Genomic DNA, 26,997 nt, shown 5'->3' with positions numbered 1-26,997 from the left:
AAAGGAGGTTTCTGCCTCATGTTTAATCATAATCTTTTTTACGAGCTCATTATCATTCTCTATGCTTGTAGTGTCCTCTTTTACTTTGTAGACTTTTTACAGCACAACCGGAAGGCAAACCGTTTAGCCTTCTGGTTGCTTTCTATTGTCTGGATTTCTCAAACGGCACTTCTAACTGTAAAAATGATAGAACAGGAACACCTGCCATTATTCTCGAGATTTGATACCCTGTTTTTCTTTGCTTGGTTATTAATTACCTTTAGCTTGCTGATTAATTGGTTCTTCCGGATGGATTTGTTTTTATTCTTTACGAATGTGGTTGGCTTTACAGTGATGGCCTTAAGCCTATTTGTAGCCGGTAGAGGAATCCCCGAGGAAATGGCCCAACAATTGAGCTCTGAGTGGCTGACGATCCATATTTCGATGGCTTTCCTAAGTTACGCCGCCTTCACGTTGTCATTTATATTTTCAGTCTTATATCTGTTCCAACATAAACTTTTAAAGCGTAAGAAGTGGAGTAAGCAATTTTTACGCGGCCCTAGTTTAGCACAGTTAGACAAAATATCGTTTTACTTAAACTTGATCGGTTTTCCGGTGCTACTGCTTAGCTTGATACTAGGTATTGTTTGGGCTATCAACACCGTAGAAGCGGCGTTTTGGTTTGATACGAAGGTCGTGTTTTCTTTATTTGTCTTACTCATGTATGGCATTTACTTATACCAACGTGTCGTTAGAGGATGGTCAGGGAAGAAAATCGTTGAGCTAAATTGCGTTTGCTTCTTTGTACTTTTAACCAACTATTTTATCTCTAGCTTGTTTTCAAGATTTCACATCTGGTCCTAAAACAGATAGATTGTATTAGAAGGGATGGCATGTTTAATGACAAAAAGAAAGATCGTTGTCGGTACGAGAAGAAGTGCCCTAGCGATGACGCAAACAAAATGGTTCATTAACAAACTAGAGGCACTAGGTTTGCCATTTGAATTTGAGATTAAGGAGATTGTGACCAAAGGGGATCAAATACTCGATGTCATGCTTTCTAAGGTAGGTGGGAAAGGCCTCTTTGTCAAAGAAATACAACGGGCGATGTTAGACAAAGAGATCGATTTCGCCGTACACAGCATTAAGGATATGCCTGCTGTATTGCCTGATGAACTCACCGTTGGTTGTATACCTGAGCGCGAGGACCCAAGAGACGTTTTTATTTCTAACGACCACCAACCTCTTGATGAACTACCAGCAGGTGCCGTTGTCGGTACGAGTAGTTTAAGACGGTCTGCTCAAATCCTACACTATCGTCCAGATCTGAAGGTACATTGGATTAGAGGTAACATTGATAGCCGCTTAAGAAAGCTACGCGAAGAAAACTTTGACGCCATTATTCTTGCCGCTTCTGGTTTGAAACGTATGGGCTGGTCCGAAGATACCGTGACACAATACTTACCTCATGACGTCTGTTTACCCGCTGTTGGTCAGGGTGCGCTTGGCATTGAATGTCGATCGGATGATAATGAAGTCATCGACTTATTGACAAAGGTGCATCATGCCGAAACAGGAAAAACGGTGGAAGCGGAACGCGTTTTTCTAGCTGAAATAGAGGGTGGGTGTCAGGTACCTGTAGGGGGACATGCCACTTTGGAGGATGAGACCATCCAATTGACCGGATTCGTCGGTTCACCCGACGGTGAAACCATTTTAAAGCAAACATTAACAGGAGATGACCCTCAAGCCTTAGGACGGCAGGTTGCGCAAGCTCTGATCCAGCGAGGGGCTAAAGATATCTTAGATAAAGTAAAGGAAGGTCTTGATTCGTAATGACTGAGCCGCTTTATCCATTAAAGGAAAAGCGCATTGTGGTCACAAGAGCGAAAAACCAAGCGCAATCGTTCATGGATAAAATTAGAACGAGGGGCGGAAGGCCTTTTCTCTTTCCAATGATTGACATCATACCTGCACACACCTCCGAGCAGCTGAAAGGTATTGATGGACATATAGAGCAGTATGATTGGTTACTATTAACGAGTGCAAACAGCGTGCGATTTTTTTTCGAACAAAACGCGAGGGATAAGCAGGAGCCCCAGCATGAATCCCTTTATAAACGACTCTTGGCTGGGGGCGTCTCAATTGTCACTGTAGGGCATAAAACGAATAAACAATTACAGAAGTACGGACTATCGGCCACTTTCATTCCTCAAAGACACACGCAGGAAGGTTTGATACAGGAGTGGCTCCCACACGTTGGGCGTCATGAGAAGATTCTGTTTCCTCATGGCAATTTGTCCAGGCCAGCACTCGCCCAGGCGATGCGTGAAAAAGGACTTGATGTGACAGCGTACGTCCTTTACCGGACCATCAAACCGAATCAAACTTATCCTAAACTACAAACAATGCTGAAATCCCAACAGGTCGACGTCGTCACCTTCACGAGTTCTTCAGCTATGCGCCATTTTGATTATTGGTTACGAGAACAGGAACTTGACTTTAATCAGATTAAGTCCTCTTCGTTGTACTTGGCCTCAATAGGCCCCATAACAACACGAACGGCAATGGATTTGGGCTACCCTGTTCATATAGAAGCTAGAAAGCAAACAGTAGAAGGGTTAATAGAGGCTATAGAAGCGTATATTATACACAGAGAGGTGTGAGTTTATGAGTTATGAACGCCATCGTAGATTAAGAGGTCACTCAGGCCTGAGAAAGATGGTCAGAGAACATGCTCTAAGTGTTCAAGATCTCATTTATCCTATATTTGTCGTAGAAGGAGCAGAACAACCGACAAAGGAAGTTCCTTCAATGCCCGGTGTATACCATTACTCATTAAAATATCTCGTAGAAGAATTAAAGGAAGTTCAACGTCTAGGCATTCCTTCCGTTATCTTATTCGGCGTACCAACGGAAAAAGATCCACATGGACATCAAGCTTACGCTGAAAATGGCATTGTACAGCAAGCCATTAAAGTCGCCAAAGAAACGGCACCTGAGTTGGTCATTATGGCCGACACCTGTCTGTGCCAATACACGGATCACGGGCACTGTGGTGTTGTAGAAAATGGCAAGGTTTTAAATGATCCTTCCCTTAATCAATTAGTGAAAACGGCCGTGTCACAAGCGAAAGCTGGAGCGGACGTCATCGCCCCTTCAAATATGATGGACGGATTCGTGGAGGCGATTAGATCCGGATTAGATGAGGCTGGTTATGAAGATATTCCTATCCTATCTTATGCAGTCAAATATGCTTCATCTTTCTATGGCCCTTTTCGAGATGCCGCTCACTCCACGCCTCAGTTTGGGGATCGACGCACTTACCAGATGGACCCAGCGAATAGAGAGGAAGCCCTACGAGAAGCGAGAGCAGATATTGAGCAGGGTGCCGACATGTTAATGGTCAAGCCTGCAATGGCGTATATGGATATTATGAGAGAAATAAAAGACGAGTTTCAATACCCTGTAGCCGCTTATAATGTGAGTGGTGAATACGCCATGGTGAAAGCGGCAGCCCAAAACGGCTGGATTGATGAACGGGAGGTCGTATTAGAATTACTAACAGGATTCAAGCGAGCCGGAGCTGACATGATATTGACCTACCATGCCAAAGACGTTGCCAAATGGTTAGGAGATGATAAATAATGCGACATTACGAAAAATCTGTACAAGCCTTTGAAGAAGCAAAACAGGTTATACCTGGTGGTGTAAATAGCCCCGTTAGAGCGATGAAATCTGTTAATATGAGCCCAATATATTTTGAAAGTGGACAGGGTGCCAGACTAACGGATATGGATGGAAATGAGTTTATTGACTATGTGGCTTCTTGGGGCCCACTCATTGCAGGACATGCGCATCCGCAGGTGGTAGAAGCACTAAAAACCACCACTGAAAAAGGGACGAGTTTTGGGGCTCCTACTGAAATAGAAACTCAGCTCGCTAAGCTCGTTGTGGATCGAGTGCCATCCGTTGACATTGTCCGCATGGTCAACTCCGGGACAGAAGCGACAATGAGCGCACTGCGACTAGCTCGTGGTTTTACGGGACGTCAAAAAATTCTTAAGTTCGTTGGATGTTACCACGGACATGCGGATTCCCTCCTGATTAAAGCGGGATCGGGTGTCGCGACCTTATCACTTCCAGATTCACCTGGTGTGCCAGCATCGACGGCTGAACATACCATTACGGTCCACTACAATGACCTCGATAGTGCCAAATTAGCGTTTGAAAAGTTTGGTGACGATATCGCTGCGGTTATTGTAGAACCTGTAGCGGGGAATATGGGGGTTGTACCACCGTTGCCAGGATTTTTAGAAGGCTTACGTGAACTCACAGATCAGAATGGGACGCTGCTGATCTTCGACGAAGTGATGACAGGTTTTAGAGTCGGCTACAGCTGTGCCCAAGGACTATATGATGTCATACCGGATTTAACCTGCTTCGGGAAGGTCGTCGGTGGAGGTTTACCAGTTGGGGCATACGGTGGTAAGAAAGAGATTATGGACCACGTGGCGCCAGACGGTCCAATTTACCAAGCGGGTACGTTATCTGGGAATCCACTAGCGATGACGGCAGGTTTCGAAACCCTGTCACTTATGACTCCTGAGCAGTATGACGCTCTGGAGGAAAAAGGGGCCTATTTAGAAGCAGGGATACGTCGTAACGCTGAAAAGCATCAAATCCCGTATCACATTAATCGCGTGGGATCCATGCTCGGATTTTTCTTTACTGAAGGACCTGTCGAGAACTTTGAGCAGGCAAGTCAGTCAGACTTATCTAGGTTCGCTCGTTATTTCCAACTGATGACAGAAGAAGGCATCTATATTGCGCCTTCACAGTTCGAGGGTATGTTCATATCCACTGCTCATACACAAGAGGATTTAGATCGTACGATCGAAGCGAATGATAAGGCTTTAAGCATTTTAGCCAATGAACAGCAAGCGTAACCTCACATATAGATACGGATCCCCCGACACTTGGGGGATCTTTTTAATGTTCACATCTTCGTAATAATCTTGTCAGATTTCTGCCTTATATATTGGTGTTGAGGTAGGTTTATTCGTTTTATAATAGCAGTATGAAACATTTACCAACGCAAAAGGAGGTCTTTATATATGCGAAAAGTTTTAACATTAGCCATATTCGTATTACTATTCTCTGTCTTGGTGGCTTGTGGGAATAGCGAAGAACCTACGACTACACCAGCCGATGATGATGTGACAGAAACTGAAAATACTGACTCCAATGCAGAAAACGAAGCAGAAGGGACAGAGGCGTCCGCTGACGCTCAAGAAGTGACAGTGGTTGCATCAAACTTTGAATTTGATCAAGACGCTTACACTGTTTCCTCTGGAGAGGTGACCATTAATCTTGAAAATGCGGATGGACACCACGGTATTGCAGTCGTCGGAACTGATGTGATGATTAATGGCGCTGGCTCAGAAACCGTACAATTAGAACCGGGTGAATATCGTATTGAATGTAGTATACCATGTGGTAACGGTCATAAAGATATGGTGGCCACATTAGTGGTAGAATAAGATAGCAAGGAATAGCAAAGACGTTATACTTATAGAGTCATAAAAACATATATTAAGTATATCGGATTTGATGCATGTTACCCATGATTCTCAAATAAGCTTGTAGAAACAGCACCGTAAGGTTCTCTTTTCTACAAGCTTTCTTTGTGTCCTTTTTTCCATAAAACGCGAATAGTAAAAAACTATACATGAATGGAAGCACAATTTTTTATTTACGAAATGATAAGGAACATCAATCTTATTATGATGAGAATGGATAATAAAATCAAACTGCTTACGACGATCTTTTTTCCCCATTCACTTTTGTGATACAAATAAATACAGGGAAAAAAATAAGCTAAAACAATGATAATGAAGATCATCCCAGTTGTCATGTGTTCCTTAGTATAATGTTCAACGGTAAAAAGATGAATGGTCCATGTTAAAAATAAGAAACCACCATAGATATATAAAAGATGCTTAGGCTGCACATTTGACTCTTTTGACTCTTTTAACATCCTTTGAATGATACGATACACCTCTTTTTCAATAGGATCACAATCAGTCTTTTAAAGAAAGAACACCAAGGAAAATCAAGAAAAAACGAGACATTATGAACATAATTTTAGTTTAACATAAGCTGACACGTTTATTTTGTAAATATTGTAAAAATAATGGGTTATGTCCTCAGCGGTTAACGCCACGCTACTATCGTAAGGTCAAAAGATGAAATCAAGTAGAATATTCAAAAGGACATTCCCATATATATTATCGTAAAGGTCTATTTCGGGAGGAGGATGACGATGGCAGCCGAACAACATTCACCCATTCGGTTTCAGTTGAATGAATCCATTTGGTTAGACCATCAAGCACGGCACATAGAAGTGACAAGTCTATCTTTGGAGCCGGATGTTGAAGTCGAAGGTGATAGTGGGTTAGTGACCATTAGAGGAAGCTTAGTATTGACAGGAAAGTTTAATGCCAAAGATGAGGAGGACGGTTTCGAGTTAGACTCGAGTTCATTAGCAGATCAATTACATTTTCAACCCCTTAGAGTGGATCAAAAAGAAATATACGAAAAAGATTATCGTAATAAAATAGAAAAGTATTTTCCTGTGGACGTGACCGTACCCCAGGAAAAAGTAGAGGATCTCAATCGCGTTTACGTGCATGTTGAGCAGTTTGACTACCATATTGTCGATTCACATCGCCTCGATATAGAAGCGGATATCGCAATTTTAGGGATTGAGATGGAGAAAGAAAAGGATGTCGTACTAGAGAAAAAAGACGGTGAATTTCGTGCGGACTCCCACTATCCCGCTTTTGATGTGGCAGCGACAAAAGACGAATCATCTGAAAATGAACATGAAAACACGCCTCCACCCCTACAATTTTCACAGCAAAAAGCTGAAGAACCAGCAGGAGAAGGTCAAGAAGCCAGGACTGGAAGTTCAGACCACCAAGACCACCAAAGCATGAGCGACGCTCAGTCAGATGAAGGCCAGGAGATAAGAGGGGCGTCTGAAGTTGATAAAGAAGTGCCGCCCGAACCTTTTTATCGTCACAGTCCAAACAGCAATGATCCAGAAACTGAGTATGAATCTTGCGCTCAAGACAGGGCAGAACAAAGTCAGACGGAACAAGATCAAACGGGGCCAGAAACAGTAGAAGCCACGCAGACACCTGAACGACAAAGTGTCCACCAAGAGGGAGCAACAGCAGATACTGTAGACCAAGGCGACGATGACATTGACGAAGCGCAAGAGTCACTAGATTCTAGAGACGACCAAGATGAACATGAGGGATTAAATGAATCTGAACAACTGGATGCGTCAATAGTTGACCGCGAAGCAGATACAGACGGGAAAGTCATACCATTATTTGATGGTAGAGTGAAAACAAACTTTCACGCCACTGATTCACCGGATGCAGACACATTTGAAACAGACCAGACAGAATCCACAACAACGGATTTCCTAGCACAACTCATGTCGGGGCGTGAAGAAGAAGGGCAGGCATACACTCGTCTCACCATGTGCATCACACAAAAGAATGAATCATTAGAAGACATAGCAGAACGTTACGAGCTCAGAGTGACAGATATTATGAGAGTGAATCGTATGAGTACACAAGAGTTAAGAGAAGGGCAGCTCCTATATATACCTAAACAGTAAAGCATAGGGGGTGAGGGCTTGAACGTTCATACACTTCTTCAAGCCGTCCATCAGCATTATCATTTTCACACATACCATAGTGTAGCCACTTCTTACGGCCTAGAGATACAAACCAATTGTGGGCCAAAACAGGTGATGCTGTGGAAAGAAAAGTCCGTCCTCATGTGGTCTTTCTTATGGAGTGAAGAGCTCGTTCAGATGGGGTCCCGGTATGCCAACCGGATGATTCGCACGCGAGATGGTGCCCCCTATGTACAGGTAAATGAACACTGGATTACCGTTACTGATCTTCTAGAAGGAACAAAATGGAGACCTCAGGAGGACAGTGGTCCTTTCGGGCAGTGGGTAGGACAATTATACCGCTGCTTTTTCCGTGTGACTGATACAGTGAATCAACAACACTGGCATAAGGCTTTAGACCAGCAACTTGAACATCCTACAGAGTTATATAATGAGGAAGATTTGAAGAAAAAGATCATCACAATGTCGCCATCCGATGCCTTTACGTCATTAGTTAAACCCCATTGGCCCCAAATTGAAAAAAGATGGAGGTCAGCGCTGACGCTATTACAACAGTCTCAAGTGCCGTCTCTATATAGTGTGAAATCACTCACGTGTGATCAATTTATCAAGGACGGGTATGAACGGATTCACTGGCAGCCGGGGGCATGGCGCATGACGAAGGGATTTGAAGGTGTTGCTCATCTACTCTGTGAGCTTATTCAGGCAGACACGGAGGGGATCGATCGCGCAAAGACTTTTTACCTGTCATTTGAACAAAGTTACAGCCCCAAGATGGGCGAACAGACACAAATACTAGGTCATGTCATCTATCCACAGTCGTTTTTAGATATCGCCAAGAAATATGTATATGCAGACATTGATGTTGATCAGGCTTGTCAGCGTTGGCTAGAACGTTGTGACCATCAGGAAAACATTGACCTATTTCAACAATGGCTAGCCAAACGAATTGACAGCCTCAGAGGAGATGCCATGTCAGTATGAAATTATTAGAAAAAGAGTGGACGTCTCAAGAAATAGAAGCCAGCGTGCTACGAGAGTATGATTTTATACCGCAACAGATTGAAAATGTCGGTCGCATAAAAAAAGTGACCTGTAGCCGGGGCGAGTTTGCCTTGAAAAAATCACAAGCCTCGCCGGACCAACTGAAATACATTGATGAACAGATCCAAAACCTAGAAGCACTAAGATACGATAACATCCTTTCATGGTGTCATACGAAATACGGTGAAAGGTATGTGCATATCGACAATGAGGCTTACTATGTCACACCCTGGGTAGAAGATCACATTGAAGAAAAATATAAGGATAATTGGGAGCAGGATATTTTAAACAGCCTAGGTACGCTACACAAGCTGACGACATCAACAAATGGTGAGCGGGAGAGCATATTCCATGAGGCACTACTGAAGAGATGGCGTACAAGGTTATTACAAATGGTGGAGTATAAAAATTTTGCTGAAGATCGTTCCGTGTTATCGCCCGTTGAAACAGCCTATATCACCCACTTTGATTATCTCCAAGAGCTTGCGCTGAGAGCGATCCGTTATCTACAAGAATGGGATGATAAGAACCGAGAGAATCGGACATTGCCGACTGTTTTATGTCATGGGCACGTTCACCGTAAGCATGTTCTACAAACGAATCGAGGCTCTGTGATCATTAGTTTCGACCATGCTCAGATTGACACTCCTGCGCGGGAGATTGCGGCATTTTTTCGACGGCACGCTGATAAAGTGTTTGAACGTGAAGGTCTCGCCACATTATGGTTAGAAGCGTATGAGAAACAATATCCATTGGATACGGAGTCAAAGGCCTTACTAGCTATATATTTGCTGTTTCCAGAGCGCGTATTCAAAGAAATAGATAATTACTACCAGGCTGTACGTGAGTGGCCTATAGAAAAACAGGCACGTTATGTGCAAAAACAAATGCAACATACCATGCACATGAGGAGCTTTGTACGGGATATCATGGCATAACAACCGATGAACACTGTTCGGACCGTTATCCTATATAAAAAACAGATGGACCATCATGATGATCCATCTGTTTTTGTATTTTGCTGCCCTTTCTTTTTATCTTGAAACTCACGTCGTATGGCTTTTAATAAGGCGACACACATAAAGGCTAATATAACAGTGAACGGGAGGGCTGAGACCAGTGAAGCCGTTTGCAATCCTTGTAAGCCACTCGCTAACAATAGCACAGCGGCAATGGCGGCAATGAGCAGTCCCCATACAATCTTAATATATAGTGGTGGATCTAGACGGCCCTCCGTTGTCATAATCCCGAGTACATATGTCGCAGAATCAGCGGATGTAATTAAGAAAGTAAAGATTAACAGTAAGGACAAAACGGAAAGCAACAGACTAAAGGGAAGTTGTTCATACGTCACAAACAGTGCACTGGTGACGTCCTCGTCAACGAATTGAGCAATATTAGTCCCCTCGAATAGGTCAAAGTTCAATGCAGTCCCTCCGAATACTGCAATCCAGATAAGCGCAATTAATGGCGGTACGATGAGAACGCCCAAGACAAACTCACGTATTGTGCGCCCTCTAGATACTCGCGCAATAAATGACCCGACAAATGGGGACCAAGCGATAACCCAAGCCCAATAAAAGATCGTCCAATCTTGTACCCAGGTTCCTCCGTGATACGGTGTTAAACGTAAGCTCATTTCTACAAATCGCTGAATATACCCTCCGAGTCCTAAAGTAAAACTGTCTAAAATAAATACGGATGGACCGACCACAAAAACAAAGACCATGAGTAAAAGAGCCAAGGCTAAGTTAATGTTACTGAGGTACTTGATGCCCTTGTTTAATCCAGTCGTGGAGGAAAACAAATACAATACCACCAGAATAACGATAATAATCAGTTGGACCAGGAAATGATTAGGGATGTTAAACACACTATTTAGCCCACCATTAATTTGTAAAATTCCGAGTCCTAAGGACGTGGCAACCCCCATAACAGTCGCAATGACAGCTAAAATATCAATGGCATGTCTTAAAAAAGGTTTTTTGCCTTCCCCTATCAATGGATTCAGTGTAGTGGATATCAGACCATTCTTCTCTTTTCTGAATTGAGAGTAACCGATAATGAGCCCTACGATAGTGAATACGGACCATTGACTTAAACCCCAGTGAAAGAAGGAGTACCGCATGGCTAGCCTCGCCGCTTCGTCTGTTAAGGGATCAATCGCTTCTTGTGGTGGGGTGAAAAAGTGACTCATAGGCTCGGCCACACCCCAGAAGACTAATCCGATACCAAACCCGGCACTAAAAAGCATGCCAATCCAAGTGAAAAAGGGGTACTCTGGTCTGTCCTCATCACGTCCTAACCTCACTCTACCGTATTTCGATACAGCCAAGACCAGGCAAAAGAGAACAAACACAAAAACGGAAATTAAATAAAACCACCCGAAAGCATAAGTGGTAAATCCAAAGGCAGCATTTGCCATATCTTTGAAAACTTCAGGTAGCAATGCCCCTATTAGGACGAGCACGGTTATGACGATTGAAGAAACCCAAAAAACAGTGTTCAAACCGAATGATTTTCGATTCATGTCTATGACAAGCCCCCCAGAAGAAAATCTCTGGTTATAACTTGCCCCAATGACTTCCACTTTAAAGATGGAGCAGCCAAAAACTTTAATCGGCCTTTTCTTCCGCTAAAAAAAAAACAGAATCTCAGCAGGTGAGAGACTGTTTTAACTACATCCAATCTAATAGGAGACATAAGATGACCACAAAGATGATCAGCAGTAGAACAACGTCTAATGGTGTAGGAAATAACACGGTCCGAATTAACTGAAAAACAGCTAGTGGAATAAAGATCTGCTTGGCGACTAACTTGCACCGATACAAGTAGTAAAAGCACGTCTGCTTGCAATACAGGTATTTATTTTTGAGTTTATACTTATTGAATTGGAGACGCACACCCATCACCAACTTTTAATTAACTTGTAGTATAGTTTATGTGTGTATGTTGAAAATGTGTACCAATATATTAGCCCGAATTGACATTGGATGCACATCTCACACGGACTTGACTATATAATAAATAAAAAGTAAAATATATGACAATATTGAAGGTATGAAAACTGAGTGATATATAGACCTTTACACAACATGTACATATGTATAATACGTAGACAGGGAAGAGTAGATAGTGGATTCATTCAGAGAGGAAAATGCATGGCTGCAACATTTTCTATGATAGAAGCTATTGAATGTCGCCCTAGAGTTATTTTTCTGACTATCTTGCTTGTATACCATTGTCTAGTAAGGTATAGGAAAAATCGGTGGAGCCGTTATCCCATCAAAGTGCACTTGAAACCGACCTTAATCTGTTATCATTGGTGTTCGGGTTGGAGTATATTATCTAAGCGATCTAGAAGTGATATGCGACTACCACGTTCTTCAGTCAAGTTCAGTTCAGAGGTCAGTACAGGTGAACAAAGGTGGTACCGCGAAACTTCTTCGTCCTTTACAGACGTGGAAGTTTTTTTATGTCTACACAAAAAGACGATGGCTATGCATATGTTCTGAGCAGTTCAGGAGAATGACGAAACAATGAGTAACGTTAAGATTGCTATAAGGAGTGATAATCATGACAACTGAAAAAGAAACATCAATGCCGACGAAATATGATCCGTCAAAAACGGAAAGTAAATGGTACCAACATTGGGTAGAAGGTGGCTTTTTTACGCCACGGGAAGAAAAAGGCCGTGAAACATATACGATCGTGATACCGCCTCCTAACGTCACAGGTAAATTACACCTTGGACATGCGTGGGACGGTACCTTACAAGATATCCTGATTAGAATGAAACGAATGCAAGGCTATGACACGCTATGGTTACCTGGGATGGACCATGCTGGCATCGCGACTCAAGCTAAAGTTGAAGCAAAGCTGAAAGAAGAAGGAAAAAACCGTCACGACTTAGGACGTGAAGGATTCGTTCAGCAAGTGTGGGACTGGAAGGAAGAGTACGCTTCCGTCATCCGTAATCAATGGTCGAAGCTAGGGCTATCGGTAGACTACTCGCGTGAACGTTTTACATTAGATGACGGCCTATCTTCGGCCGTCCGTGAAGTGTTTGTGAGACTATACGAAAAAGATTTGATTTACCGCGGTAAATACATTATTAACTGGGACCCTCAAACACGTACAGCGTTATCCGATATTGAGGTCGAGTATAAGGATGTCAAAGGGTCTCTTTACCATATGCGTTATCCATTAGCTGATAATAGTGGCCATATTGAAGTGGCGACCACGCGACCGGAGACTATGCTAGGAGATACCGCCGTTGCTGTTCATCCTGAAGATGAGCGTTACAAAGATATGATAGGTAAAAAAGTAAAGCTCCCTATTACAGAGCGCGAGATTGAAATTGTGGCGGATGAGTACGTCGATATGAGCTTCGGAAGTGGTGCCGTAAAAATTACGCCAGCACACGACCCTAATGATTTTGATATCGGCAACCGCCATAACTTAGAACAAATACTCGTCATGGACGAAGCAGGTAAAATGAACGAAAACGCAGCGGGTTATCAAGGCCTCGATCGCTTTGAATGTCGTAAACAAATTGTCAAAGACCTACAGGATCAGGGCGTCCTTTTTAAGATCGAAGAGCATGAACACAATGTCGGACATAGTGAACGAAGTGGGGCTGTGGTTGAGCCTTATCTTTCAACACAGTGGTTTGTTAAAATGGGGCCATTAGCTGAAAAGGCGATTGAGTTACAGCAGTCCGATAAAGATAAAGTTCATTTCGTGCCAGATCGGTTTGAAAAAATATATTTACACTGGATAGAGAATATACGTGATTGGTGTATTTCTCGTCAGCTTTGGTGGGGGCATCGCATCCCAGCTTGGTACACGCCTGATGGAGAACTGATTGTCGCCCGAACGGAGGAAGAAGCGAGAAACATTGCCCAAGAGAAGTACGGCACAACAGAACTTAAGCAAGATGATGATGTCCTTGATACGTGGTTCAGCTCGGGACTATGGCCGTTTTCCACCATGGGGTGGCCTGAGCAAACTGAGGATCTCAAACGTTATTATCCGACGGATGCCCTCGTCACAGGATATGACATCATCTACTTCTGGGTAGCACGTATGATCTTTACCGCTCTAGAGTTTACTGACGAGCGTCCATTTAAAGATGTCCTCATTCATGGATTGATCCGTGACGCAGAAGGGCGTAAGATGTCCAAGTCACTCGGAAACGGTGTCGACCCAATGGATGTCATCGATCAGTACGGTGCGGACGCATTACGCTTCATGTTATCTACTGGTAGTGCGCCAGGCCACGACTTGCGTTTCCACTGGGAAAAGGTTGAACAAACCCGAAACTTTGCCAACAAGATTTGGAACGCTTCTCGTTTTGCCATCATGAACCTAGAAGGGGTTAAGGCAGAAGACATCGATATCAGTGATAGTCAACTGACAGCGAATAAGTGGATTTTACACCGCCTTAATGAAACGATAAAAGATGTGACTCGTCTAGCGGATGTTTACGAATTTGGTGAAGTCGGACGTATTCTCTATACCTTCATCTGGGATGAATTATGTGATTGGTATATTGAAATGGCCAAAATACCGCTTTACGGAGATGATGAGCAAGCGAAGCGTGAAACACAGTCTGTCATCACGTATACCTTAGATCAAACGTTACGCTTACTTCATCCGTTTATGCCATTCATCACAGAGGAGATTTGGCACCATCTTCCTCATGACGGGGAGAGCCTTACCGTTGCCGAGTGGCCGCAGGCAGACGACACATTCACGCACCGGGAAGCGACGAAAGAGATGGAATTGTTAATGGAAGTGATCCGTGCGGTGAGAAACATCAGAGCTGAAGTGAATGTACCGTTAGGAAAGCCGGTTGAGATCCTGATTAAGGCCAATAACGAAGAAGAGTTACGCTATCTACAAAACAGCGAGTCGGTTATTGCCAGACTGACCAATCCTGAGTCTCTTACGATTAGCACAACGATAGAGGCACCAGAAAAAGCGATGTCCGCCGTCGTCAGTGGCGCAGAAATTTATCTACCATTAGCTGGGCTCATTGATATTGATCAAGAGTTAGCCCGTTTGGAGAAAGAATTAAATAAACTTGATAGTGAAGTTGAGCGTGTGGAGAAGAAACTCGCTAACGAAGGTTTTGTGAAAAAAGCGCCCGCACATGTTGTTGAAGAGGAGAAAGCCAAACAAAAAGATTACCAAGATAAGCGTGAGCAGGTCAGAGCCAGAATTGAAGAGTTAAAAGGATAATATTTAAAATATCAATAATGGACGTATCTATATAAAAGCATGATCGTCACTAACAATCATGCTGGTTTATGCAAAAGTGTGGAGTAAAGCACTAGAGCTGACAGCCTCAACACTTACTATTTAAAAAAGGCAAAGGCGCCACTGGCACCTTTGCCTTTTGTCTGTTCGTCTAACGACCCCAACAAGACATTAACATCATACCGTGTGATGTTGTATACTTGTATTATTGAACAGTTGTAGATACGCCTTGATAAAAGCGTAGTTGAGCTACTTTTAGTCCATCGTTATCGTAGTGCCAGTAGTACCCTTCCATCTCGTCAGAGAATAAAGGATATCTTTCTATTTCACCGTCTTCATCAGTATCTGCATAGACGTATAAGAGTTCTTCAGAAGCGTTCACGAATAAACTTTGCCCATCGTCACGCACGATAGCATGTTCGTTAGTAGAACAGTATTCGTCTCCAGTTTCAGCATCTGTTGCGCAAGTTGTCATGGTTGCACTTCCACCCGGCTTGCCAAGGGCGCGCGTATACACTGAATACTCAGTCACGCCTGTGTTGTCTGGATCAGGGTTTGGAAGTTGGAAAGCGGCACCGTCTTCGTCAGTACCATTTGCATCAAGCACTTTAAATTCACCTTCGAATAAATGGATATTTGTTTCACCGTGTAGTGGGACAAAGATGCGGTTGCCATCGCTGTTTTTCATCGGTTGTTTTTTGTCTTTTGGTACACCGATAATTTGAAGGTTATAGTGTTCACCACTAGGGGCACCGTTCCCTGTGAGAAGCGTTTCGCTTGCAAACACAGGAATAGCAAGGGCGAAAATAAGGACTGTAAGTAAAATTAATCTTTTCATGATTAAACCTCCTACAAATTTTTTGCTTGTACATTTCATTTCTTGTACATTCATAGGTTTCGCTTACTCACCTGTTTGCTGGAGGGGGACGAAAGTCTTGATTTATCGGTTAGCCGAAAGGTGTACTTTCGTCTTTTTAATATCTATACGCATAGTCACAGCTGTGAGTATTTTATGTATCATAAATTATCATAGAGTGAGGTCATTCACATGTTTACAACGACTGAAGAAGCGATCACTTGGTTACATAGCCTAGAAATGCATGGTATAAAGCCAGGACTGAAGAGAATGGAGTGGATGTTAGAACGTCTGGGGCATCCTGATCGGGGGATCAAGTTTGTCCATATTGGGGGGACAAACGGTAAGGGGTCTACGCTCACCTTTATGCGCCATGTGCTCCAAGAAGCTGGTTTTCATGTGGGGAGTTTTACGTCCCCTTATATGACGCGCTTCCAAAATCGTATCCAATACAACGGAGTTGATATCTCCGATGCCGACCTTATCGCTTTAACGAACAAGGTGAAACCATTAGTTGAAGAGCTTGAACATGATGAGTTAGGAGCTCCGACAGAGTTTGAAGTCATCACCGTGATCGCGATTCTATACTTCGGTACAGTCAGTTATCCGGATATTGTTTTATGGGAAGTAGGCTTAGGGGGAAGATTAGATTCAACCAATGTCGTGGTCCCAATTCTCTCAGTCATCACCAATGTAGGGCACGACCATATACATATATTAGGTGATACTATTACGCAAATCGCGACTGAAAAAGCGGGAATTATTAAGTCGGGTGTCCCAGTCATCACTGGTGTTCAACAGCCGGAGGCTCGAGAAGTCGTCACTCAAACAGCCCAAGATAAGCAGGCGAGTTTATACACCATGCCGCATCACTTTCACACCTATGATTATAAAAGGGAACCCCATGGACAGTCGTTTAGCTATCAATCCGTTTTCAGCTCGTACTTGGACGTTTTCACCTCATTACAGGGTGAACATCAGTTCCACAATGCAGGTGTCGCCTTGATGGCACTAGAAGTGTTAAGACAGTATTACGCTGTTTTATGGGATGAAGACGAGCTTCGCAGGGGATATGAAAGAGCGGCCTGGGAGGGGAGGTTTGAAGTGATGCAAGAAGCGCCCCTACTCATCATCGATGGCGCCCATAATATAGAAGGCATCCATGAGCTAGCACATACCTTACAACACCGGTTTGCTCATCGCCGTATTCGTCTTCTTTTTACTGCATTAAAGGGTAAAGACATTAAACAATTGCTCAAACCTCTAGATGCCATCGTAGATACGATTGAGGTAACTACTTTTGAATTCCCTAGAGCTGTTGAGTTAAATGATCTCATGGACCAACTAACCCCTCATGATGAATGGCAATCTCACCTAAGGGGTGCGGAAAATTGGCAATCAACATTAGATCGAATGATAACGGATAGTGCAGAGGATGATGTCCTTCTCGTAACCGGATCTCTCTATTTTATTTCACAAGTAAGAGAGTATTTGAAAAACACATAAGAGGTGAGCCCTTTGAGTCAACAACAAGAGCATGTCCACTTTATCGGCATAGGCGGTTCAGGTATGAGTGCTGTGGCTAAAGTTTTAGCCGAAATGGGATACCGTGTATCAGGATCAGACGTACATGATCATGACTTGCTCCATCAGCTCAGAGCTCAAGGGGTAAGCGTTTATTTAGGTCATCATGCAGACCATGTCAAAGGTGCGGATTACGTTGTCTATTCAACAGGCATACCGGAAGACAATATAGAGAAAAAAATGGCTCGGGTAGCCAATATTCCTTTGCTTCATCGTTCTCAAATGTTAGCTAAACTACTTAATCAACGTAGGGGAATCGCTATAACTGGCGCGCATGGTAAAACGACCACTACTTCTCTCGTCACCTTAATGATGACAGAAGCCCAATTAGATCCTACCTTTTTAATCGGTGGCGAAGTGCTTGACTTCGGATTTAATGCTAAAGCAGGTCAGAGTGAGTATGTCGTGGCGGAGGCCGATGAGAGTGATGCATCCTTCTTGAAGTACTACCCAGAAATGGCCATCATTACAAATATAGAAGCCGACCACCTCGAAAACTATGGCGGGGACTTTGAACAATTGAAAAATGCCTACGTTCAGTTTATTCATCAAATTAAGCGTTCGGGGGTTCTCATTGTCGGCATGGATGATCCAGATTTAGCACAGCTGATGTGCAGGAAAGACGTTCAACAGATCATCAAGCAAAAAAATATAACACTCGTGACCTACAGTTTGAGTGATGAAACGGCGACGATACGAACAACCAATCTGAGTCTTCATAATGGTCATAGTCAGTTCGAGCTTTGGTGGAATAACAAAAGTTATGGCTTTGTAGAGCTCTCTGTTCCGGGTAAGCACAATGTATATAACGCTCTCGCTACTATGGCCTTAGGATTCACATTGGATGTAGACATGGCCTATATGAAGAGAGCTTGCAAGTCATTCGTTGGGGCCAAACGACGTTTTCAAGTGATTGGAGATGCACGAGATATTCTCGTTGTGGATGATTACGCTCACCATCCGACCGAGATCTTGGCTACTATAGAAGCGGCAAAATCGACAGGGCGAAGAATTGTGGCTGTCTTTCAACCTCAAAGGTATACGCGTACTTATTTCCTACTCGACGCTTTTAGCTATGCTTTTAAGGAGGCTGATGAAGTCATTATTGCCGATATTTATTCACCTTCAGGAGAGCAGCCACTAGAAGGGGTCACGAGTGAAGCGCTCGTGAACCGTATTAAGGTGAACAGCAACCCTCATGTTCAGTTTATAGCAGGTACGGATGACATTGTGGAGACACTCACACAAACCCTTCAACCGGGGGATCTTCTGTTGACAATGGGAGCGGGCGATATCTGGAAAGTGGCACATACGATCAGCCACACTATGTCCAATCTTGAATAATGTTCAGAATAGTAGTAATATAAAGTTGACATAAGGTAAAAAATAGGATTATGGACCTATAAGGAGGGGTAGCATGTCGAAGTGGACAAAGTGGCTTGTCATATATGTAGCACTTCTATCCTACGCCCTCTTTTTTCTATACTTTTATCATAACTTTGACCCCAATCAATATACAAAGCAGGACTACCACGGAATGCTGTGGTTTTTTATTTTATTACTGCTAGTCGTGAGTTTTCCTATCAATATTAAAGGAACGAACATCGTCTTTGCCCAAGCCATTACCGTCGCTCTTTTTCTACAGTTCGGTTTTATAGTAGAAGCGGTGTTGATGCAACTAGCAGTGCTCAATGTCTTAATCAGAATCAAGGCTAAGACATGGGATCGTTACGTTGTGAACGGTACGATGTTTTTATTTATTTCTGCAGGTTCAGCGTATGTGTACCATGCTCTAGGTGGACATACAGCATTGAATGAGACAGGGTTACCCTCCGTTCCTGTGTGGCCCATCATGGGTTACATGCTGACAAACATCGCCATTAATCATATTTTATTATACTTTATACAGAGCAAAATAAGACGGATGAACAAAGCATGGTTCGGCAAAGACTTTTGGTGGGAAGTCCTACCGGTGGCCATTATTACACCTACAGGTATACTCATTTATCTCTTGTATAGTCAATTACATATCATGGCTATTGTCTACGTCATGATTCCGGTTGTGACATTCTCTATTATTTTCCGTTTATATAATAAGCTTGATATTGTTAATGAAAAGCTTAAAGCCATTAATCATACCGGAAATGCAATGACCGGGAAACTGGATATGGACGAGGTGATAAGTGAGTTCATGCATGCCGTAGAGAAGCTCGTCCCTTTTCAATATGCCTATATCTTCAAGGTAAACGACGACCAGAACCACCTCGAACCGATTTTCATTGCTGGAGACGACATATCCTCACGAGAGCGTGAGAGATTTAGGCGATACGGTGTGGACATAGGTGACGGTCTTAGTGGGATAGTAGCAGAAAAAGGAGAAAGTATTAGGATTGGACACGAAAAGGACGATATTCATTTTAAAAATGAACCTGATTTTCTTCACCATCAAAATTCGATTCTCTCTGTTCCTCTCATCTCGGAAGGTCAAATATCTGGCGTGATGACATTAAGTCATAAAGAAGAGAATAGGTATGCACCGGAAGATGTCACTTTGGTAGAGATCTTAGCTAATCAAGCGGCTATAGCCTTAAAGAACGTTGAACAATTTGCTGAGAGCAAACGCAAAAGTGAGCGTGATGAATTAACCGGCTTATACAATTATCGATATTTTGAACAACAATTGTTTGAATATGTTGAGCAAGCTAGGAAACACAGGGATCAACTTGCATTAATCCTCCTAGACATCGATCATTTTAAACAATTAAATGATCAGTATGGACATCTTGCCGGTAATAAAATATTAAAAGCACTAGGATCACAGCTATTAATGGAAACCAAAAAAGAAGAAATCGTGGCCCGATACGGTGGCGAAGAATTTACAATCCTTTTACCTCGTACAAAGATACAGGAAGCAATGGCACGTGCGGAGAGCATCAGACAGCGTATTGAAACCATGTCAATAGAAGTGAATGCGGACCTACAATCGGGACAAACGGTGGGTGTAAAAACAGAAGTCCGTTTAACGGTCAGCCTAGGTATAGCCGTTTTCCCAAACCATGCAGAGGACACACTAAGCTTAGTAAGACACGCTGATCGGGCACTCTATACAGGTGCGAAGCAAAGAGGCAGAAACAGGGTAGCGGTGTATCAAACGGGATAATGATGTGTGATGATTAGAATAAAGGTTATAACATTTGGCCTCTTTCATCCTGACTTATTCATGTTCTAAATCTCGTAAATGTCTCATAGTCTACGAATAAAAGGTAGTCTAGAGGAGCGGGTTGACATGAGTAAGAATCAGCGCAATCGAATGTCTTTCCGATTAGGAACTAGTGTGTATCGGACAAGTGATCGTCAAGATCAAAACGAGAGTCAACAGAAGACGCAAAAATTAAGTTTAGTTGAGAGTTCTAAAGGCAGGGGAACACTCGACAAACATGAGTTGGACGTGCCTTATAAGTGGGGGCCTCGTTTACCTGTCAGACGAGATGGTGAAAAACGCAGGCCACATCTGCGCTCTCAATCTATGAGAAAGCGTGTGCAACGTAGCTCAAAGGTTGTATTGACCGCCCTTTCCGCTATAGGGCTGGGCCTTGTACTAGGCATGACCGTCCTATCCTTTTTTTCACAATTAGAAGAAAGGACAGCCGGTACACAGCAAGAACCAACATTGCAAGACCAAGGTGGGGAGAATAGAGAAGGTCTTAGCCAATCCGAATCAGGTGATTTAGCTTGGACAGGGAATAGTGAACAAAGGACTGTACAGAGTGAAGGAAGCTTTATTCCTATGCAAGGCTTTTATGTGGTGCAAGCCGGTGTTTTTTCTGATATTGAAACAGCCCAACCTTATAGCCAAACATGGAGAGATGAGGGGAGAGCAGCTGTGATACTCAATCATGACGAACAACATCGTCTTTATGTAGGCATTAGCCCCAGCCAGGAGGGGGCTCGGGTACTAGGGGATTTCCTGGAGGATAAAGGAAAAGAGACCTATGTACGTACACATGATGTCGCACCAGCACTAACTTCTTTAGGTGTAGACCCTGCTCAAACTAACCCGTCTCATCCTGAAGTGATACAAATGGGCGAACAGTTATGGCAAGCGTTGTGTGATATTTCATCAAGTGGCATCACAGATCCTTCCTCGGCCTTGACAGAAGAGGAATGGCAGACCGTTAGAGGCCTGCACAGAGACATGCTCCAGCAAAATCAAGATATAGAAGAGACATCAGGTGAACTTCAAAGTGTTCATCAGGTGATGGTCAAACATCTTGGCAGTGCGATGAACGCATTGGAAATGTTCCAAAAACAGCAACATGTAGGTTACTTGTGGCAAGTCCAACAGGCAGCTCTGAAGTATTTGCAAGAGGCTGAACAGGTGGTATATAATGTAAAGGACTAATCTATTTTGTCCTGTCAAAACACCTTGCTCCGTATCGAACAAGCAAGCGAGGGCAAGGTTTTTTTATGTGCTTTTCACATATATTTCATCTTGTGCGGACCTCCCCCTTCTGCTACACTTTAACTAAACTATGGGTGTTAGATGCTAGAGGGAAAGTAGGAGCAAGGAGTTTTATATGCCGAAGAACACAATTGTATTGCTCATATTACTCGTCATTGGACTTTTATTTGGAAGTATTATCGGAGAGCTATTAAGTCCTTGGTTACCTTTTTTAGGACAGGCTCAAGCCATTACTTGGGAGCCCAAGGCCGATCTCGATATTTTAAAATATGATCTGTTTGTTCAGGTTAAACTAAACCTTGCTAGTGTACTGGGCTTAGCTCTGGCTATTTACTTGTTTAGAAAACTCTAAAGACGATAAAAACACTTTTCTATTAGGAGTTAACAATGAACAGACATCAGCCTTCCAAAACAGAACGAGCACATCGCCCAATAATACTCGCCTCTGCCTCACCACGTAGAAGGGATCTGCTTCACATGTTAGGATTGACGTTTACCGTCCACCCAAGTGAAGTGGAAGAAGTGATACAGTCTGATCGGTCACCCGATAAAGTGGTTCAGGCGTTAGCGAAACAAAAAGCACAAAGTGTTGCTTCCCAATACGAAACTGGTATAGTGCTAGGTGCTGATACCGTAGTAGTGGATGATCAGTCGATTCTCGGAAAACCAAAAAATGAGGAAGAAGCGATTCAAATGCTTTCCCGTTTACAAGGCAAGGTACATACAGTATATTCCGGGCTCACGCTTATAGATCTCGATCACCATTTACAAAAAATCGGTTATCGTGCGACACACGTTACTATGAAGACTATGTCCAAGGACCAAATGATAAAGTACGTGGCCACTCAAGAGCCTATGGATAAGGCTGGAGGCTACGCGATTCAGGGTCTTGGCGCAACGTTCGTTGAGCGAATAGAGGGGGACTACTTTACGGTGGTTGGACAACCTTTATCCCTGACAGCGGATTATTTATCTCAAGCTGGTGTCGATATATTGGGTTTAAACGACAATGCATACAACGAGAAAGCCGAACAATAAAGTAATTTCTAACGATAAAACGGAGGACAAATCATGTCGGTCAAAGAACAACCGCAACGCATGATGGTCCGTGACTACCCATCGGAAGAGCGTCCTAGAGAACGGATGATCAAGGAAGGTGCATCGCGCCTTAATAATCAAGAGTTGTTAGCTATATTACTACGTACAGGAACTAAAAATGAATCTGTTTTTGCACTCGCGAGTCGTATACTCAATGATTTGGGTAATATTCGTCGGTTGAATGAAATTTCAGTTCAAGAACTCATGAGTATCAAAGGCATAGGCGAAGCGAAAGCAGTTCAGATACAAGCTGGCGTAGAATTGGGGCGTAGAGTGGCCCAGAGACAAGCTGCATTGAAGACCATCAGGTCACCTCACGATGTAGCTGATTATCTTATTGAAAAAATCGCTTTGGAACAGCAGGAAATCTTTTATTGCCTTTATCTCAACACAAAGAATGAGGTTGTTTATGAAAAGCCTGTGTTTGTTGGAAGTCTCAATGCCTCCATTGTCCACCCAAGAGAAGTGTACAAAGAAGCAGTGAAATGGAGTGCTTGTTCCATCATTGTGGCACATAACCATCCGAGCGGAGATCCGACACCGAGCCAAGAGGATATTCGAGTGACTCAGCGCTTAGTCGAATCAGGCAACATACTTGGCATTGAATGCTTAGATCACTTAATTATAGGTGACGGACAATACCTCAGCTTAAAAGAGAAAGGCTATATTTAATACTTCATAGATTTAGCGAACAAGAAGGGAGCTTGCACAGATGTTTAGTGGCTTTACGAGAGATATGGGGATTGATTTAGGTACGGCAAATACGTTGGTTTATGTCAAAGGAAAAGGTGTCATCGTACGCGAACCGTCCGTTGTCGCTATTAATAACGATACCGGGGCTATTGAAGCGGTCGGTAACGCAGCTAAAAACATGCTTGGGCGGACCCCAGGGAGCATCGTGGCTAGTCGACCCATGAAAGATGGGGTTATCGCTGATTTCGATACAACAGCAACAATGATGAAATATTTTATGACCCAAGCCCAGAAAAGACGGACCCTTTTTTCCAAAAAGCCAAACGTCGTCGTGTGTGTCCCTAATGGTATAACAGAAGTTGAAAAAAGAGCAGTAAAAGAAGCGACGAAGCTAGCGGGAGCGAAGGAAGTCGAAACGATTGAAGAACCTTTGGCAGCTGCTATCGGAGCTGACTTACCTGTGTGGGAGCCCACAGGTAGTATGGTCGTTGATATCGGTGGAGGTACGACAGAGGTGGCCATCATCTCCTTAGGTGGTATCGTGTCGAGTCAATCCATTAGAGTGGCAGGCGACGAAATGGACGATGCTATTATGCAATACGTGCGTAAAAAATATAGTCTCACGATCGGTGAACGAACATCCGAGTTACTTAAAATGGAGATTGGTTCTGCCGGTGAAGTAGATGAGTCTTTAGATATGGAGATTAGAGGACGTGACCTTGTATCGGGCCTCCCTAAGACGATCGCGATAACAGCGAAGGAGATAGCTTCAGCGCTCTCTGATACAGTGGATTCTATCATTGAAGCTGTGCGCGTCACGTTGGAAAAGGCGCCACCCGAATTAGCTGCTGATGTTATGGACCGTGGTATCGTGCTTACAGGGGGCGGTGCATTACTTCATAATTTAGACCATGTTATATTACGAGAAACGGGTATTCCTGTGATTGTTGCCACAGATCCATTAGACTGTGTGGCCATTGGTACAGGGAGATTCTTGGAGTACAAATTTAACCCGAAGTCAAAAAAATAGTATATAATTTAAATATATTTTATACAATATGATGTCCTCATATAAATGATTAGACACATCTATAGATGAAGAGATAAGTAGGTGTTAGACGTTGCCATCCTTTTTTTCAAATAAAAGGTTAATTGTGCTTTTGGTTAGTATGATTACGATGGTCGCCGTTGTTGGGGTATCAATGAAAGAACGCCCATATCCGACATGGCCTGAAAAGTTTTTAAGAGATACCGTCGGTTTTTTTCAATACATGACGTATAAGCCCGCTCGAAGTGTAGCGGGTTTCTTTGAGAACATAAATGAGATGAAAGTGATGTACACCGAAAATGAACGTTTAAAAGAAAACCTAGAGGAACATGCCAAACTCATGGCTCGTATCAGAGATTTAGAAGCGCAAAATGAGAGTCTACAGCAGCTACTAGATGTCGAGTCAGACCTTACTGACTATCAGCTACGCCCTGCTGAAGTCGTTATGAGGTCACCTGATCGCTGGTATCAGCATGTCACTATTAATATGGGAGAAACACACGGTATCGAACCCAATATGGCTGTCATCACGCCACAAGGCCTTGTTGGACGAGTGAAAAGTGTATCCCAATTGTCTTCTATTGTTGAATTGTTAACAGACGGTAATCGCAATATTAATGTGTCTGCGATCGTACAGGGTCAAGAGGAGGTCCAAGGCATTATTGAGGGTTACGATGTAGAACGTGAAGCGTTAAACCTACGGATGGTGCGGATGGATGCTCCACTAGAAGAAGGGCAAACAGTGATCACATCTGGACTTGGGGGTGTCATGCCCCGAGGTTTATTTATTGGTGAAGTCATCGATGTTATCCCAGATGACTACGGATTAACCCAAACGGCTTTGGTCAAACCGGCGGCTAATATCGATCGGTTAGATTACGTTTATGTGGTCGAGCGTGATTTTCTCCCTGAACTTGATCTCTCAGAAGAAGATGAAGAAGGACAGGAAGATGAGGATACCCAAGACACAGAGGAGGAGGGAGCATGACCCACTTTCTCTTACTCTTGACCATGTTTTTTTTGTTTGTCATCGAAGGTACGATAGTCCAAGTCTTTTCTCCAGACCGGTGGGGGATTCAGATCCTTATGATTCCACGTTTTGTTGTGGTGCTCCTGATTTTCTCGGCTTTATTTTTAGGGCGTATTCAAGGGCTCTTTATCGGTTTGTTTTTTGGATTGATCTATGATGTCGTCTACGGTGGCGTTATCGGTATATACGCGTTCTCCATGGCCCTTGTTGGTTACTTTAGTGGATTGACTTTTAAGGTTTTTCAACAGAGTTTAATTATTATTATATCGACAGTGCTCGTGTCACTCGTGTTGCATGAGTTTTTAGTTTACGGATTGCTGACGTTGATCGGATTTGTATCAGTTGAACTAGACTTTTTCTTCTTTAACAAAGTCATTCCAACGTTAGTTCTCAACTTTATATTTGCTTTGCTTGTGTCTTATCCCGTACGTATGATTTTATTACAGATGAAGGAAGAAGAAGAAAATACATAATAAGATTGAGCAGGATAATAGGCATGACTGTTGAAATCAATAGGGGTGGGGTGATCTTTGGATGACGACAACAAAACCGCTTGTAACCATAAAAGGCACCAAAGATGGCCTAGTCTTCCATATGGACGATGCATGCTCCTACCAAGAGCTACTAGCTGAGCTCAACGATAAATTAGACACGAGCCGTCATCATTTTGAAAAAGGACCTTTAATCGAGGTTACCGTTCATCTTGGCTATCGCTATCTCCGCCATGAGCAGGAACAAGAGCTCAAGGACATGATACGTTCCAAAGGCAACTTGGTCGTCAATAAAATTGAAAGTGAACTAGTGACAAAGGATCAGATACAGCATGCCAAGGAATATGCGGATGTCAAGGTCATACCAAAAACGATACGTTCTGGACAAGTCTATGAAATAGAAGGAAATACACTAATACTAGGGGATGTAAACCCTGGTGGTTGCATACAAGCGAGTGGTAATATTTACGTACTAGGCGCCCTACGTGGAATGGCACATGCGGGTTACCTTGGTGATGAAGGCGCCATTATCTCAGCTTCTGTGTTACAACCGACGCAGTTGCGTATCGCAACGATTGTGAGTCGCCCACCGGACCAGTGGGAAGAAGATGAGTATGAAATGGAGTTTGCTTATATTGAGGGACAACAAATATTGGTGGACAAGCTACACAAACTAACAGAGAAGAGACCGAATATCATACCGATTATGTAACCATCAATGAAGGAGGTCA

The 26,997-nt window shown here is 43.2% G+C and carries 23 protein-coding genes and 1 other annotated feature; of the genes, 21 read left to right on the top strand and 2 right to left on the bottom strand.

Annotation, left to right across the window (positions count from 1 at the left end; all coding sequences use genetic code 11):
- The first annotated feature begins 18 nt into the window (after positions 1-18).
- The 9 genes from JKM87_RS10170 to JKM87_RS10130 all read left to right on the top strand — a co-directional run bounded on the left by JKM87_RS10170 (position 19) and on the right by JKM87_RS10130 (position 9,678).
- Entirely contained in the window at positions 19-843 is an 825-nt protein-coding gene (locus JKM87_RS10170; RefSeq protein WP_202080246.1) for a cytochrome C assembly family protein, read from the top strand.
- A 36-nt stretch (positions 844-879) separates the two neighbouring features.
- Positions 880-1,815 carry a hydroxymethylbilane synthase gene (hemC, locus tag JKM87_RS10165; protein ID WP_202080245.1) on the top strand — a complete coding sequence of 312 codons (936 nt, stop codon included), beginning with the start codon at positions 880-882 and terminating at the stop codon, positions 1,813-1,815.
- Positions 1,815-2,645 (top strand): uroporphyrinogen-III synthase, encoded by an 831-nt coding sequence (locus JKM87_RS10160; RefSeq protein WP_202080244.1) that lies wholly within the window; start codon positions 1,815-1,817, stop codon positions 2,643-2,645. Before hemC ends, JKM87_RS10160 begins: the two co-directional genes overlap by 1 nt.
- Positions 2,646-2,649: 4 nt before the next feature.
- Positions 2,650-3,627, top strand: a complete 978-nt coding sequence (gene hemB / locus JKM87_RS10155; protein ID WP_202080243.1) for a porphobilinogen synthase — start codon at positions 2,650-2,652, stop codon at positions 3,625-3,627.
- Positions 3,627-4,928, top strand: coding sequence for a glutamate-1-semialdehyde 2,1-aminomutase (gene hemL, locus JKM87_RS10150; RefSeq protein ID WP_202080242.1), 1,302 nt, complete (start codon positions 3,627-3,629; stop codon positions 4,926-4,928). Before hemB ends, hemL begins: the two co-directional genes overlap by 1 nt.
- Positions 4,929-5,096: 168 nt before the next feature.
- Complete coding sequence (locus JKM87_RS10145) at positions 5,097-5,522, top strand: cytochrome C oxidase subunit II (RefSeq protein ID WP_202080241.1); 426 nt, start codon at positions 5,097-5,099, stop codon at positions 5,520-5,522.
- 782 nt (positions 5,523-6,304) lie between these two features.
- Positions 6,305-7,675, top strand: coding sequence for a LysM peptidoglycan-binding domain-containing protein (locus JKM87_RS10140; protein WP_202080240.1), 1,371 nt, complete (start codon positions 6,305-6,307; stop codon positions 7,673-7,675).
- An 18-nt stretch (positions 7,676-7,693) separates the two neighbouring features.
- Positions 7,694-8,680 (top strand): hypothetical protein, encoded by a 987-nt coding sequence (locus tag JKM87_RS10135; RefSeq protein ID WP_202080239.1) that lies wholly within the window; start codon positions 7,694-7,696, stop codon positions 8,678-8,680.
- Positions 8,677-9,678: a phosphotransferase gene (locus JKM87_RS10130; protein WP_202080238.1), complete on the top strand. Its 1,002-nt coding sequence runs from the start codon at positions 8,677-8,679 to the stop codon at positions 9,676-9,678. The genes JKM87_RS10135 and JKM87_RS10130 overlap by 4 nt, the downstream gene beginning before the upstream one ends.
- A gap of 53 nt (positions 9,679-9,731) precedes the next feature.
- On the opposite strand, the gene JKM87_RS10125 is transcribed toward JKM87_RS10130, so the two are convergent.
- Positions 9,732-11,270, bottom strand: a complete 1,539-nt coding sequence (locus JKM87_RS10125; RefSeq protein ID WP_202080237.1) for a glycine betaine uptake BCCT transporter — start codon at positions 11,268-11,270, stop codon at positions 9,732-9,734.
- A gap of 576 nt (positions 11,271-11,846) precedes the next feature.
- Positions 11,847-12,197, top strand: a binding site (T-box leader).
- Between the two features lie 119 nt (positions 12,198-12,316).
- On the opposite strand from JKM87_RS10125, the gene JKM87_RS10120 reads away from it, so the two are divergent.
- Complete coding sequence (locus tag JKM87_RS10120) at positions 12,317-14,986, top strand: valine--tRNA ligase (RefSeq protein WP_202080236.1); 2,670 nt, start codon at positions 12,317-12,319, stop codon at positions 14,984-14,986.
- Between the two features lie 223 nt (positions 14,987-15,209).
- Here the strand turns inward: JKM87_RS10120 and JKM87_RS10115 are convergent, their stop codons facing one another.
- Positions 15,210-15,842, bottom strand: coding sequence for a hypothetical protein (locus JKM87_RS10115; RefSeq protein WP_202080235.1), 633 nt, complete (start codon positions 15,840-15,842; stop codon positions 15,210-15,212).
- Positions 15,843-16,052: 210 nt separating this feature from the next.
- On the opposite strand from JKM87_RS10115, the gene JKM87_RS10110 reads away from it, so the two are divergent.
- The 11 genes from JKM87_RS10110 to minC all read left to right on the top strand — a co-directional run bounded on the left by JKM87_RS10110 (position 16,053) and on the right by minC (position 26,978).
- Positions 16,053-17,366, top strand: coding sequence for a bifunctional folylpolyglutamate synthase/dihydrofolate synthase (locus JKM87_RS10110; RefSeq protein ID WP_202080234.1), 1,314 nt, complete (start codon positions 16,053-16,055; stop codon positions 17,364-17,366).
- A 12-nt stretch (positions 17,367-17,378) separates the two neighbouring features.
- The gene (gene murC, locus JKM87_RS10105) at positions 17,379-18,788 is read left to right on the top strand and encodes a UDP-N-acetylmuramate--L-alanine ligase (RefSeq protein ID WP_272899196.1); all 1,410 of its coding nucleotides are present in this window, start codon (positions 17,379-17,381) and stop codon (positions 18,786-18,788) included.
- 73 nt (positions 18,789-18,861) lie between these two features.
- Entirely contained in the window at positions 18,862-20,604 is a 1,743-nt protein-coding gene (locus tag JKM87_RS10100; RefSeq protein ID WP_202080233.1) for a sensor domain-containing diguanylate cyclase, read from the top strand.
- A 126-nt stretch (positions 20,605-20,730) separates the two neighbouring features.
- Positions 20,731-21,846, top strand: a complete 1,116-nt coding sequence (locus JKM87_RS10095; RefSeq protein WP_202080232.1) for an SPOR domain-containing protein — start codon at positions 20,731-20,733, stop codon at positions 21,844-21,846.
- Between the two features lie 175 nt (positions 21,847-22,021).
- Positions 22,022-22,258: a DUF4321 domain-containing protein gene (locus JKM87_RS10090; protein ID WP_202080231.1), complete on the top strand. Its 237-nt coding sequence runs from the start codon at positions 22,022-22,024 to the stop codon at positions 22,256-22,258.
- A 35-nt stretch (positions 22,259-22,293) separates the two neighbouring features.
- On the top strand, positions 22,294-22,944 hold the full coding sequence (locus JKM87_RS10085; RefSeq protein WP_202080230.1) for a Maf family protein: 651 nt from the start codon (positions 22,294-22,296) through the stop codon (positions 22,942-22,944).
- A 33-nt stretch (positions 22,945-22,977) separates the two neighbouring features.
- Complete coding sequence (gene radC, locus JKM87_RS10080) at positions 22,978-23,676, top strand: RadC family protein (RefSeq protein ID WP_236838738.1); 699 nt, start codon at positions 22,978-22,980, stop codon at positions 23,674-23,676.
- 40 nt (positions 23,677-23,716) lie between these two features.
- Complete coding sequence (locus tag JKM87_RS10075) at positions 23,717-24,727, top strand: rod shape-determining protein (protein ID WP_202080229.1); 1,011 nt, start codon at positions 23,717-23,719, stop codon at positions 24,725-24,727.
- A 91-nt stretch (positions 24,728-24,818) separates the two neighbouring features.
- The gene (mreC, locus tag JKM87_RS10070) at positions 24,819-25,733 is read left to right on the top strand and encodes a rod shape-determining protein MreC (RefSeq protein WP_202080228.1); all 915 of its coding nucleotides are present in this window, start codon (positions 24,819-24,821) and stop codon (positions 25,731-25,733) included.
- The gene (mreD, locus tag JKM87_RS10065; RefSeq protein WP_202080227.1) at positions 25,730-26,248 is read left to right on the top strand and encodes a rod shape-determining protein MreD; all 519 of its coding nucleotides are present in this window, start codon (positions 25,730-25,732) and stop codon (positions 26,246-26,248) included. Before mreC ends, mreD begins: the two co-directional genes overlap by 4 nt.
- 61 nt (positions 26,249-26,309) lie before the next feature.
- On the top strand, positions 26,310-26,978 hold the full coding sequence (gene minC / locus JKM87_RS10060) for a septum site-determining protein MinC (RefSeq protein WP_202080226.1): 669 nt from the start codon (positions 26,310-26,312) through the stop codon (positions 26,976-26,978).
- The last annotated feature ends 19 nt before the right edge of the window (positions 26,979-26,997 follow it).

It is taken from the genome of Caldalkalibacillus salinus, assembly GCF_016745835.1.
Taxonomy (GTDB): Bacteria; Bacillota; Bacilli; order Caldalkalibacillales; family JCM-10596; genus Caldalkalibacillus_A; species Caldalkalibacillus_A salinus.
This window is presented reverse-complemented; position numbering and strand designations above follow the sequence as displayed.